At 43.0% G+C, this 13,918-nt stretch carries 7 protein-coding genes; 5 read left to right on the top strand and 2 right to left on the bottom strand.

Features of this window, described 5'->3' with window-relative positions:
- Nucleotides 1-62: 62 nt before the first annotated feature.
- Nucleotides 63-1,619, bottom strand: coding sequence for a right-handed parallel beta-helix repeat-containing protein (locus IPL35_11320; GenBank protein ID MBK8443955.1), 1,557 nt, complete (start codon nt 1,617-1,619; stop codon nt 63-65).
- 140 nt (nt 1,620-1,759) lie between these two features.
- Nucleotides 1,760-3,274, bottom strand: a complete 1,515-nt coding sequence (lysS, locus tag IPL35_11315; GenBank protein MBK8443954.1) for a lysine--tRNA ligase — start codon at nt 3,272-3,274, stop codon at nt 1,760-1,762.
- Nucleotides 3,275-3,492: 218 nt separating this feature from the next.
- On the opposite strand from lysS, the gene IPL35_11310 reads away from it, so the two are divergent.
- The 5 genes from IPL35_11310 to IPL35_11290 all read left to right on the top strand — a co-directional run bounded on the left by IPL35_11310 (nt 3,493) and on the right by IPL35_11290 (nt 13,867).
- Entirely contained in the window at nt 3,493-7,368 is a 3,876-nt protein-coding gene (locus tag IPL35_11310) for a hypothetical protein (GenBank protein MBK8443953.1), read from the top strand.
- 102 nt (nt 7,369-7,470) lie between these two features.
- Nucleotides 7,471-8,085, top strand: coding sequence for a hypothetical protein (locus IPL35_11305; GenBank protein MBK8443952.1), 615 nt, complete (start codon nt 7,471-7,473; stop codon nt 8,083-8,085).
- Nucleotides 8,075-8,746 (top strand): serine/threonine-protein phosphatase, encoded by a 672-nt coding sequence (locus IPL35_11300; GenBank protein MBK8443951.1) that lies wholly within the window; start codon nt 8,075-8,077, stop codon nt 8,744-8,746. The genes IPL35_11305 and IPL35_11300 overlap by 11 nt, the downstream gene beginning before the upstream one ends.
- A 184-nt stretch (nt 8,747-8,930) precedes the next feature.
- Complete coding sequence (locus IPL35_11295) at nt 8,931-9,578, top strand: hypothetical protein (protein MBK8443950.1); 648 nt, start codon at nt 8,931-8,933, stop codon at nt 9,576-9,578.
- A gap of 128 nt (nt 9,579-9,706) precedes the next feature.
- Nucleotides 9,707-13,867 carry a T9SS type A sorting domain-containing protein gene (locus tag IPL35_11290; protein ID MBK8443949.1) on the top strand — a complete coding sequence of 1,387 codons (4,161 nt, stop codon included), beginning with the start codon at nt 9,707-9,709 and terminating at the stop codon, nt 13,865-13,867.
- Nucleotides 13,868-13,918 lie beyond the last annotated feature (51 nt).

Genomic DNA, 13,918 nt, shown 5'->3' with positions numbered 1-13,918 from the left:
GTGACAGATAATAATTTTTTTTACCGACTCGTGTGTTACAAAAATAATGTATTCAACAGCATCTATTGATATTCATAACAGCCTATGTCTGGAATATTGCTGCGCGGGTTGCCGTCCAAATCATCGGTCAGGGGGTTGTCCCAGTTGCCCTTGTCAATGGCGGGCGATTGCGGGTGCAGGTGAAAATCAAATTCGCTGCGCTTCACAAACATAGTGTCTTTGGCTAAGGGATTGATGATGCAATTTGTGTAGCCGAGCGTGTCGGTGTTGTGTTTGGTGCGCAGAATGCAGTTGCTCATTTCAAAATTAATCTCTGCTCCTTGCGGAACATCTTGGTCGTTAAATACCCACTCCTCTTCTCGTGAGCCGTGAATAATGCAATTTTTGAATAATATGTTGGTAATTTCAGGGGCGGCAAATGCAGTTTGCTCTCCGTTTTCTGTGCATACAATAAAATTAAGTGCCGCTGCTACCGGACTGTTTTGGTGCGATAAATTGCCGCCGTAATTTACAAAAGTGCAATTTGTAAACTGATACTCGCCGCCGTATTGCAACAATACATTATTTTTTCCGCAATTATAAATCAAACAATTTTCGGCGGTAATATTGCTCAGTATGGCTTCTATGCCGTGTTCTAAATTATTGTAAATGGTGCTATTTTTTATATTCAAATTGGCTTTGGGTGTGGTAGCAATGGTGGTGCAGGTGGTGTCTAATGTTTTACCTACGGTAATGCCCCAGATATTGTTTTTAATGCTTGCATAGCGAATACTGCTGCTACTGCCGCGCAATAAATGTATCGCTCCCCACTGGGCGGCTTTATCATCAAAATAATCCTCTAACCTCATTCCTTTTATTTCTACAAGACTGTCTTTTTCTCCTTCAATAAGCAAAGTTCCTTCTACCCAAATGCCTGAGAAGGTAGCTAGATTATTGGTTTTGGGGTGTATGTGCAAATCTACGCCTTGTGCCAAAGTGAGCGTGCAATTCGGAGGCACATATAATCCGCCAAATACTATGTATGGCAAATCATCTTCAAATACTTCATCGCATACTTCCCAAAAATATACACTATCGGCTCGCAAATAGTGTGCATTTTGCCCCCAAGCATTCAAATATACTTTTTGCAAATTGCCGTTGGTGGTGAGTAAAATGGAATCTTCTATCACAAAAGGTAATTGCCCCTGATTAGGATCCACAATGACTTCTACAAATACATACATACTGTCGCCGGGCAAAACCTGTATATTTTCGGCAAGTGGGGCATTGATGCCGTCGACATTGATACGAAAATTGGATTGTGAGCCGCCCGACAACTCTATACGGCTGATGTTCAGCGAGCGATTGTAGGGATTATACAACAAAAAACCATTGATAGTAGAACCAATATTGGTAAATACGGTATCAAATGTGATCGTATCTGCCGATAATTCGAGCTGTGCATCGGAGGCACTATACAGCAAATCTTCTTGTTGGCAGGAACTTAAAGCCGCTACTAAAAACCAAAAGGTACAAAACAGCGCAATCGGTAAGGAAAAAGAGCGATAATGCAAGGGAAAGTATTTGTTTTTTTTGTTGTTGTAATAAAAATGAAGCAGCCACAGCACTAACGAAAACAAGTAATTTTTCGTATATCTGTACAAAGATAATAAAGTGATTAAATGAATACAATGCTAATAAAAAAACCTTGTCAAGTAATGATTGCCCACCCGACAAGGTTAAGAAAAAGATATTATTACTGTAATTATCCGTATTTGTATTATGCTTCATCGCGCATTTGCGGAAAGAAAATCACCTCCTGAATAGAGGGCTGATTGGTCATAATCATGGCGAGGCGGTCGATGCCGATACCAATTCCGGCAGTGGGCGGCATACCATATTCCAAAGCCCGCAAAAAGTCTTCGTCCAATGCCATTGCTTCTTCATCGCCGCGTGCTGCCAAATTCAACTGCTCCTCGAAACGTTGGCGTTGGTCTATCGGGTCGTTGAGTTCCGAAAAAGCGTTCATAATTTCTTTTTTATTACAAATCGCCTCAAAACGCTCCACCAAATCGGGGTTGTTGCGGTGGCGTTTGGCAAGCGGCGACATCTCCACCGGATAGTCGGTGATAAAAGTGGGCTGTATGAGCAATGGCTCTACTTTTTCGCCAAAAATGGCATCTATCAATTTGCCTTTGCCCATGGTGCCATCAATAGGTACGTGGAGCTGGCGGGCGGTGTGGCGCAAGGTTTCTTCGTCCATTGCCGATATATCTACACCCGTGTAGGCTTCTATCGCTCCAAACATGGTGTAGCGTTTCCAGGGGCGTTTGAAACTGATAATGTGCTCGCCTACAGGCACTTCGGTTGTGCCGTGCAAATCAAGGGCGGCTTTTTCCAGCATTGCTTCCGCAAAATCCATCATCCATTTATAATCTTTATATGCCACATATAATTCCATCAATGTAAATTCGGGATTATGAAAGCGGCTCATACCTTCGTTTCTGAAATCTTTGGCAAACTCAAAAACTCCGTCAAAACCTCCCACTATCAGGCGTTTTAAATATAGCTCGTTGGCAATGCGCAAATAATAAGGACGGTCTAAAGCATTGTGGTGCGTAACAAAGGGGCGCGCCGCCGCACCACCATGAATGGGCTGTAATACGGGGGTTTCTACTTCCAAATAGCCGCGCTCGCTCATAAATTGGCGCAAACTGCTGATGAGTTGGCTGCGTTTAATAAATGTATTGCGTACTTCGCTGTTTACCGTTAAGTCCACATAGCGTTGGCGATAGCGCATTTCGGGGTCGGTGAAAGCATCATATATATTGCCGTCTTCGTCTTTTTTTACCACAGGCAATGGGCGCAAGGCTTTGGAAAGCAGTTTTAATTCGCTCACATGGACAGATATTTCACTGGTTTGTGTAGTAAATACATAGCCGCACACGCCGATATAGTCGCCAATATCAAGGAGCTTTTTAAATACTGTATTGTACAAAGTTTTGTCTTCGGATGGGCATATTTCATCGCGCGAAATGTATAGCTGAACACGTCCGCTGCTATCCTGCAACTCTGCAAAAGAAGCTTTGCCCATAATGCGCGATTGCATCAGGCGACCCGCCAAGCGCACTTGCCGGAAATTTTCTTTATTGGCTTCGTTGAATTGTTGCTTGATGTCGTTCGCTATGTGTGTTACCGTAAATTCAGAAGCCGGATACGGCTCAATTCCCAGCGATTGCAATTCTTGCAATTTTTCGCGGCGTTGGATTTCTAAGGCAGATAAATGATGCTGCATGATTGTATGTGGTGTAATAAAAAATATGCTGTCTGTTTTTTTATTCAAAAAAAACTTGTACAAAGATAGCGATGTTGTGGTGTATTGCAATACGATTTATATGAATATACAGGTTTTAGAGGCTTCGTTTCGCAAAAGCTCATCATAAAAACTAAAAAAATCACTACTTTTGTGTTTTATCTTTATTTTTTGTCGCCAAATATATCCTTTCAAAGGCTATGAATACAAAAATTATTATCGCAATTTTTATAGGGGTTTTTCTTTTTCATTTTTATCCGAATTTCAGCAGCGAGCAGCAAGCCACCGGCAATCAGGCGAATCCCCCTTTGGGACAAACGGGTGCTTTTGGTAGTTCGTGCGGCAATGGTGGTTGCCACAGCAGCGGCGCGGCGGGTATGGGTACTTTTGGAGCAGGGCAGCAGTTGGAGGTACTCGTTACCGATGCCTCCGGCAACACTGTTACCACTTATACGCCCAATGGTGTGTATAATTTCTTGGTAAAATATAATATTTCTTTTGCTCGCTATGGCTTTGCTATGAGTTCTTCTTCGGTCAATGATGCTTTTATCGCAGGCAGCACCACCGCTCTGGAAGGAACAGGTATTACTCAGCAAATTGAACACAGTGGTGTAAATACCAGTGGCGTATGGGCTTTTTCGTGGCAAGCACCGCCTTTGGGCGAAGGAAATATTGCGTTTAATATAGCCGGCATCGGAGGCAACGGCAACGGCACTAATGTAGGAGATATTTGGTATCAGGGTACATTTACGCTTGGCGAAGCACAATCAGGCTGCCCTATCAATCCTATTGCTGCTGTCAATACATCTTATATCTGTTCGGGAGAAAGTATCAGCTTGTCGGCAACGGTACAAAATGGTACGGCGGTGAGCTATGCTTGGAGTGGCAACAACGGATTGGGCACTATCGCCAATCCGCAAAATGTGGTACTCACCAACACCAATTGTGCACCGCTTATTTATGAATTTACAGTGCAGGCAATTTGTACGCTTGATAATTCTTTTATTACGCCTTTGGGCAACGAAAAAGTGCAAGTGGTGGTATTTCCAAGTAGTATCAATGCTTTTTTGAATTTTAGCGGTATGAATACCTGCACTACTTCTATTACTCCTAATTTTGAATGTGGTAATTATTTGGTGGTTTCCAACGGCGGAACACAAACGGCGGTGCAGGGTACTTCCGGTCAGCACACTTATACCATCTCTTATAATTATCTAAATAGCAATGTTGAGTGTGTGCCGCCTTTTGAAGTGAGTTTGCCCTATAACTGTGCCACCACTGTACAAAATTGCCCTACTATTAATACTTTGCTCAATTCCAGCGTAGTCGTATGCGAAAATGAAACCGTAAATTTAACCGCTTGGGAAAATTTTATTCAATTCAGCGACCCCGATAATACGGCTGTGGGTATAGAGTGGTTTTCAAACGGCACTTTAACTCAAAATATCAATAATCCTCAAAATTATCTAATCGCTGCCAATGCAACCTGTGAAATATCTGACCAAATTGTATTTGCAGCTTTGAGATGCAGTAAAGATAATTCTCTTATTCCGGCGGGGTCTGTTTTGCTCCATAAAGTACCCGTTTTTGATGCTTCACTTCTGGTAAGTTCTCAAACCGAATGTCAAGTGCCCACACTTACGGCTCTTTGCGATAATTATTTGGTAACTCCTGTCAGTGTGCCTGCTTCCGTAAGTGCCGGACAAAGCGGAATAGCGACATGGCAGGTTTCGTACAATGAAGGACAATGCTGGTCGGAGGCTATCAACTTACCTTATAATTGCCCCAATACTGTTAATTGTACGGGTTTTGATGCCGACATCAATAATTTGTATTGCAACAGTGCCGCAGGTACTTATACAGTTCAGTTTTATATCAGCAACGGCGTGCCGCCTTATACCATCAGCGGCACTTACAGTTCGGGTGCTACTTATACCGCTACCCACTCTTTTACGCTGCCTTCGGCAACCCCATATAATATCGTCATCACCGACTCGCAGGGTTGTAGCGTTACTCTGAACGGTGCTACTGATTGCAACGATTGTTTGCAAGTAAATGATATATCGTATAATTACGAATGTAACAGCAGCAGTAATACCTATAATATAGATATTATTTTCAACGGCGGTGTGCCGCCTTATACGGTGCAGGGCTACGGCACTATCAATGACAATATTCTGACTGTTCCTTATGTTGCAGATGCTACTGTACTCAATTTGTCGGTTTCTGATGCTTTGGGTTGTAATTTTTCTTTCAGTACGCCGAATCATTATTGCTGCCCTAAAAATCCCATTTTGCAAAGTACGGAAAATATCATCTGCTCCGGCGATGCCATAGATTTGTTGCCTTCGGTGGGTACGGGAAGTGCCGCTTCTGCCACTTTCAGTATTTATGGAAGTGATGGCTTGGGTTTGCTGGAGGATATTCAAAATATTACCTTACAAAATTTAACTTGTACGCCAAAAGTTTACTATTTTACCCTTAATGCTACTTGCAATATTACGGGTGCTGTGGTATTTGGAACGGGTAACGAAACGGTTGCCATTACTGTAATGCCCGATATTGAACAAAATATCACCATACAGGAAGACTCGTGCAGTGTGAGTATTGCTGCCCTTTGTAATGATTATATCATTTCGGGCGGCAACTTAAATAATAATACTTTTATTGCCGAAGCCGGAACATCAGGCAATCATACTTTTGAAATACAACTACCTTTTGAAGCTCCCTGCGCACCCGACTCCATCTATCAAGTACAAGTAGCTTATAGCTGCGAAACCGAAAATACTTGCTTTGCCGAAGCCGGAACTTTTGAACTGCCTTCGCCTTTAGTGCCTGCCAACATTTGTATTGATGGTGACGATGCTGTATTGGTGAATATTTTTCCGCAAAACAGTAACGTGGGTTTGCAATACGGATACGGCTATATCATTACCAACGGCGATACCATTATTTATGCAAGTTTGTATAATATTGATGTAACGTCCGCACCGCTTTTGTCGCATTTGGGCGAACCGCTTTGTTTGTATGGTGTATCTTTTGCTCAAAATGAAAGCTGGATGTCGGCGGGTACTATTACCGAGTTGCTGGCTGATTATTGTGCCGATATATCTAATTGTATCCCGTTTCAGGCGGGTATTGCGCCTTCGGCTATGCTCACAGAACCGCCCATTTGTACTGCTCTTAATACATTGGGGCTTGTTTTCAATACTGCTCAAAGCGTAAATGGAAACAGCAGGGTACACGTTTATCAGGAAAATACACTCATAGATGATTTTACTTTGCCTGATGCCACAGATACGCTGCTTCAATTGCCCGCAACGGGTGATTATATGCTGGTATTTGAAGATGCTGCCACTACTTGCTTCAGCACCGATACTATTTTTGTACAATCGCCCGCACAAGGCTGTGCCGATTTTGTAGCTTGTACTACGGTTGCCGGCGAAGTAACAGCAGCAGAAGCCACTTTGCAGGTATGCCCCGAAGAGTTGGCAACTTATACCCTTGAAGGCAGCACCTTAGACGATAACGATGTGGTGTTGTATGTACTGTATAATATGCCCAATCCTGACGACTTGTCTCAAATTATTGCAGCCAATCCGGTGGCAGGTTCGTTTTCAAAATTGAGCAGCAATCTCATCACTTTCAATACTTTTTATTATGCTACTGCTCTGGTAGGAAACGACAGCGGCGGAGGTATTCCTGATTTTGATGCCCCTTGTACCAAAATCGCTTTGCCCGCCATTCCGGTCGTCTTTTTAGAAGAGGATAATGCCGAATGTGGAACGGGAATAGATGAAATATCGGTATATTCAGCCTTACAATTAGAAGCAGTGTATTATTCTGCTGCGGGTTTAAATTTACTCATACACCATCCTTTCGACTCCCAAATCCTCACAGCCGCCGTAATAGATATTAACGGAAAAATTATTGCACAAACCGAATTGTACACACCTGTATCCGGCTCTTATTTTGTATGGGATAATGCTGTTTTTCAACAAATGCCTGATGGCTTATACTATATACAATTAAATAATGGAATCGGAACAACAGGAGCAAAATTTTTGAAGTTTTAGTTAAAAAAAACATTTCTATTGAGATACATAGAGCAATTATAAAAATATTGTTCATATCTTTATACTTTGGTAATCATCTATTTATAACAGCTTTTTGCAATTATGAGAAGGGCTGCAGAAAAAGAAACAAGAAATTCACCATCTTTACTGGCTTCTTTAAAAGCTAAACAGAGAGAATTAGACGCTCTGCTGGCATTGACGCGGGCAGTTAGTATCAATGAGCCTGAAGTAAGTTTATATGAACGCTCGGCAAAAATTTTTGAAGATTTGTTGTCTGTACGTAAATTAGTAGTTTACAGAAGGGAATATCAATCTTGGCATTGTGTGTTTGAATCGGGAATAGAAGATATTAATCCTGAAATATTGGCTTTTGATGAAGATTGGTTGGGGTATAGAGAGCCTGTCGTATTGCAAAAAAGCTCTTTTGAGCGTCTTAAAGAACATTTTGAACTGCTGCTGCCTATCTCTCATAAAGAAAAACCTCTGATATTTTTGTTGCTCGGAAAACCTGACAATAATACCAAACTAACAAAATATATTGATTTTATTCAAACGCTGGCAAATGTAGTGCTCGTAGCCGTAGAAAATAAATACTTATTTAAAAAAACAAATTCTGCGCGAACGCCAAAAATTAGAACAACAGCAGGCATTGTACTACGAAATGCAAGTAGCCGAAAAAGTACAAAAGACATTGATACCCAAAACAATGCCTCATAGTAAAGCATATACTATCGAGGGTATTTATTTGCCGCACCAAAATATAGGCGGCGATTACTACGATGTCATTCCTCTCAATCCCAAAGAAGTGCTGCTCTGTATCGCCGATGTATCCGGCAAGGGTGTGGGAGCAGCTATGATGATGTCAAATTTTCAGGCAGTGCTGCGCGCTTATGTAAAAGATGGCGGCAGCTTGTCTAATTTAGTACAAAAACTCAATCACAACGTTTTTGAAATTACCGGCGGCGATAGCTATATCACCCTCTTTATTGCTAAATATAATGCCTCAGAACACCAACTCTGCTATATCAATGCCGGTCATGTGCCGCCTTTATTGGTGCATCAACAACAATGCGATGAACTTGACGGAGGCTGTACGATGTTGGGCGTTTTTGAAAAACTGCCTTTTATTCAGGAAACTGTACGCAATATACCGCCCTCAGCTTTGTTAATGCTCCACACTGACGGATTTACGGATATGTGCGGCGAACCGCATGATTGCTTACATACGCACGAAGCTATTAAAGAACTTCTTTTGAACTGCCAATTACAAAATATCAGCGATATTAAACAAACTATTCTGTCCTTTATAGAAAATCACCAGTTTAATAATGACGCTTATTCCGATGATATTTCGGTATTGGTCTGTAAGTTTTTGTAAAAAAGTGCCATCTTGCCCATAAATGACCCTTGATATTGTCATTTCCTGCTCTGATACATCGTTCTTTTTCCTCCAACCCTGCTTTTAATACTCTAATTATCGTCATAAAGTACATATTTTGCAGTAATAGCTGAAAATTGTATATAACTTTGTTGTTCCAATTTTATAAAAAAATATGTACGAAATGAAAAGAATGTTCATTTGGCTGTTGTTGTGTTTGGTAGTATATCAAACGCTTGATGCACAATGCCCGCATAGTGCCATCACACAAACATTGCCTTTTTCTTCCACCTCTGTGGCTACTTTGTCATCTGATTGTACCGACCGCATCGCTACTACGCAATCGGTGTTCAGCACCTACGGCTATACGATGGATTTAGTGGCGGGTAACACCTACGTTATCGGAAATTGTAATCCCGATGGCTCTTGGAATCTCACACTTACCCTGTTTAATTCCGCCCAAACGCAAGTAGCTTATGCCGATGGCACTACCTCCGGTTGTGGTGCAGGTGCTATTTTTACTTACTCCCCTGCTGTAAGCGGTACTTATACTTTGGGCGTTTTTGCTCCCGATTGTGCCGCCAAACCCAACAGCAACGGCAAAATCTATATCTATAACAATACCGCCAATCCTGCCGCCGAGTGCCCGATTACCGACTCCTTGTGTATGGCAGAAATTACAACTACTTACGCCGACTTCGCTTTGGGAGGCACAGGTACACAAAATAATCCTTATTTGTTTTGTGCCGAAAATGGGCTTTTCCTCAATTCTCAAATCATTGAACCCAGCACTTATTTTTTCCCGATAGCAATGATACCGCAGGAGCAGTAATTTTTACACTCTATTACGACCAGCCCAGCGTTGAAAATCCTTACGAAGACCCTAATTTTTCTCAAATTTCTCTTTCTTCTACCGATGGTAATAGTATTTATGATGAAGGATTTGTTGATGTATCTTTTTTGGTAGAAGCAGAAATCATCTCTTATAATACGTCTTATGTTATTGTTCCGATTTTAGTGCCGCAAGAGGGCAACCCCACACCGCAGTTTGAGCCTTTGTGTATCGGCTCTATCCAAACTGATGGCAGCTATCCGTATATCGCTTTTGCACAGCCGATAGCCCCGGGCGAAGGTTGTGTGGCGTGCGAAGCAGCAGGCGGAACAGTGACTTTGGCGGCAGGTAGCACCAATACTTTATGCGAAACCAATTTGCCCCAAACCGTAGCTGTAGGGGTGAGCGGTCAAAACGGAAACAACTATGCTTATTTTGTAACAGATGCCGATGGTCAAATTGTATCGTCATTGTCTGCAACAGGTACGCTTTCTTTCAATACCGATTTTGCAGCAGGTACTTATCGTATTTATGGTATTGCGTATGATAATGCAGTAGTGCTGGGCAATACTATTGCCGAAATTGCAGGTACTTGTTTTGAAGTGAGTAATAGCTTTGTAAGCGTTACGATTGAAAATGCCATAGATTGTGCAGACCCTTGCGAAAGTTTTTCTATCACCGTTGCCAATGCACCAAATTGTAATTATGGAGGTCAAATTACTTTTGGTACAAACGGAGGCACTCCTCCTATCGAATGGCAATATAATTTTGTATATAATGATTTAGTACAACAGAATGCCAACGGCACATACACCGCCGTTTTGCAATTTGAAGAAAGCTATCAAATCACGGCTACTGATGCCAATGGCTGTGTAGCAACATTTAACGATTCTAATAATTGTCCCGACCCTTGTGCTGATAACAATACACCTGATTTTTTTGTCAATACTATTTGCAACGAAGACGGTACAGCAACTTTATTTATCAATTATCCCCAAGATATAGGCATATTCGTACTAAATGCCACACACAATAATGGAGCTATTCTCAATAACGGCGAATCGTACAGCATTACTACTTTGTTGGAGTTTGGTTGCGGTGGTACTGTAAGCGGTACTATTGATTGTCCGGTTGTTGTGCCTTGCGAAAACTCCACCTTAGCACTCGCCGCCGATGTGACTTGCGGAAATGGAAACGGCTTATTTTATTTAACAGCAAGCGGCGGCACTGCGCCTTACGAATTTTCAGGTGTGCCAAGCGGCTCTACATTGCAACACAACGAAACTTATAACGCCACCGTCACCGATGCTGATGGTTGCACCGCCTCTGTTCAGGGAATTATCAACTGCCCGCCGACTTCGGTTTGCGAAAACTCTACCTTAGCTCTCGCCGCCGATGTGACTTGCGGAAATGGAAACGGCTTACTTAATTTAACTGTAAGCGGAGGAACTGCGCCTTATGAATTTTCAGGTGTGCCAAGCGGCTCTACATTACAACACAACGAAACTTATAACGCCACCGTCACCGATGCTGATGGTTGCACCGCCTCTGTTCAGGGAACTATCAACTGCCCGCCGACTTCGGTTTGCGAAAACTCTACCTTAGCACTCGCCGCCGATGTGACTTGCGGAAATGGAAACGGCTTACTTTATTTAACTGCAAGCGGAGGAACTGCGCCTTACGAATTTTCAGGTGTGCCAAGCGGCTCTACATTACAACACAACGAAACTTATAACGCCACCGTCACCGATGCTGATGGTTGCACCGCCTCTGTTCAGGGAACTATCAACTGCCCGCCGACTTCGGTTTGCGAAAACTCTACCTTAGCACTCGCCGCCGATGTGACTTGCGGAAATGGAAACGGCTTACTTAATTTAACTGCAAGCGGAGGAACTGCGCCTTACGAATTTTCAGGTGTGCCAAGCGGCTCTACATTACAACACAACGAAACTTATAACGCCACCGTCATTGATGCCGATGGTTGCACCGCCTCTGTTCAGGGAACTATCAACTGCCCGCCGACTTCGGTTTGCGAAAACTCTACCTTAGCTCTTGCCGCCGATGTGACTTGCGGAAATGGAAACGGCTTACTTAATTTAACTGCAAGCGGAGGAACTGCGCCTTATTTTTTCACCGGAACAGCCAACAATGCTACCGTGGCACACAACGAAACGTATTATGCTACTGTCACCGATGCCAATGGTTGTAATGTCACCGTGCAGGGCGTAGCCGATTGTCCATATACCAACCCCTGCGCCGACAACGATTTATCTTTAAATGTCAATGTTGCGTGCGGAAATGGAAACGGAATCGTGACCTTCACTGCAAGCGGCGGCACTGAGCCTTATTTTTTCACCGGAACCGCCAATAATGCTACCGTAGCACACAACGAAACGTATTATATTTCGATGACTGATGCTAATGGTTGTTCGTATGTGGAGCAAGGAACAATTAATTGCCCACCCATTGACCCTTGCGCCGATGTAAATATTTCTATTGAACACAGCTATACTTGCAATAATGACGGAACAGCGACACTCCAGATTAATGTAAGCGGCGGTACTCCTCCTTATTTCTATAGCAGTGCGCAAAATGGTGATGTGTATCCCAACGGCAGCACTTATCAAGTAAATGTCAGCGATGCCAATGGTTGCAGTGCCTCTGCTACGGGTACTATTGAAGAAGCTGCTTGCCCCACTTGCTTTTTATTTGAAGTAAACAATGTATCAACCGAATGTTTAAATGATGGTGTATTCATTGCCTATCATTTGTCAAATGGTACACCTCCTTACAACTATACCTACGAAGCCGATTTGGGTGGCGGTGAAGTGTTGGTGGTAGAAGGTACTTTAAACAGTAACAGCAGTTCTTTCACAGGACTTATGAATGTTCCGTATAAGCTGCAATTTGTTGATGCTAATGGTTGTGAAACTATTTATTGGCTCGCTGCCACTATCTGCACACCGGCACTTTCGGCACAATCTTTTGCTATTTGTAACGAAGATAATGATGCTTTTGTAGTATTGTTGAATATAGAAGGAGGCGAAGCTCCCTATACTTTGAGCGGCAGCGTAGAAGCTGATAATATTATGGGCAACAGCTACCAAACTGCTGAATTTACGGCGGGTTCTACTTACGAAATCACCGTCAGCGATGCACAGGGCAATGCAACAACGGTATCCGGTGGCCCGATAAGCTGCAAAGTACAGCCTTGCTCCTCTCTTTCGGTAACGCACGATGTAACTTGTGACGAAACTATCGGTAAGTTTTTGGTGGACGTAGCTATTAGCGGCGGCAATCCGCCTTATACTATTGAAGGTACGGTAAATGATATACTGTATGTTGCCGGAAACTTCACCATAGGTCCTCTCACAGGCGGCAGCACTTACAGTATTTCGGTGGTGGACAACGAAGGCTGTACTTTCTACTATCAAAGCCCTGCTATTCCCTGCAAACCCGACCCTTGCGCCCTGATGAATTTCAACGCTTACAGTTGTTTGTGTCAAGGCAGCAATAGCCAGTTGCAATTTACCCTCAACGGCGGCGAAGCTCCTTTTGCTTACAGCATCACCAACAGCAACGGCGAAGTGGTAGAACAAGGCAGCAGCAATATGCCTAATTTTAATATCATGACTACCGCTTTGTGCGAAGATGCCGCTTTTGAAATCACTATCACCGACAACAACGACTGCTCTTTCAGCAAAGAAGTATTGTGCGAGGGTCCTACCGCCGTAGATTTATTGCGCTTTGAAGGCGAAGCTCTCGAAAACGCCAACGAACTGCATTGGCAAAGTGCCAGCGAATATAATTTGTTGTTCTATGCTTTGGAGCGTTCTGCCGATGGTATTAACTTTGAAGACATTGCTACCATACAAGCGGCAGCCAACGGAACAACCACCGGACGCAATTATCATTTTACTGATAAAAAAGCACCGCAAGGCATTGCTTATTATCGCTTGCGTATGGAAAATGGCGGCGGCGAGCCTGATACTTACAGCCAAACCATCAGCCTCTTGCGCGGCAAACCCGAATTATCTGTTGTAAGTGTGGGTCCCGTTCCTGCTCAAGATGCAATTTATATCCACATCAGCAGCAATACCGAAACTGTGCTGCAAACCACAATGTATGATGTAAACGGGAAATTAGTGACCACACAGGCATACAACTTGCAAAATGGCTCTCAATCTTTTCGGATAGATAGAGCAGGCTGGGCTGCGGGGATTTATTTCTTGCACTTGTCTAATGCAGAACAGCAACTCAACCAATTGTATAAAATAGTGCTTGAGTAGTTGCATACAGATTCTTATAAAAAAAAGACCGTATCTGAGATACGGTCTTTT

The sequence above is a fragment of the Sphingobacteriales bacterium genome (assembly GCA_016711285.1).
Lineage (GTDB): Bacteria > Bacteroidota > Bacteroidia > Chitinophagales > UBA2359 > JADJTG01.
Note: the sequence above shows the minus strand (reverse complement) of the source record. Positions and strands in the feature narration are given on the sequence as shown.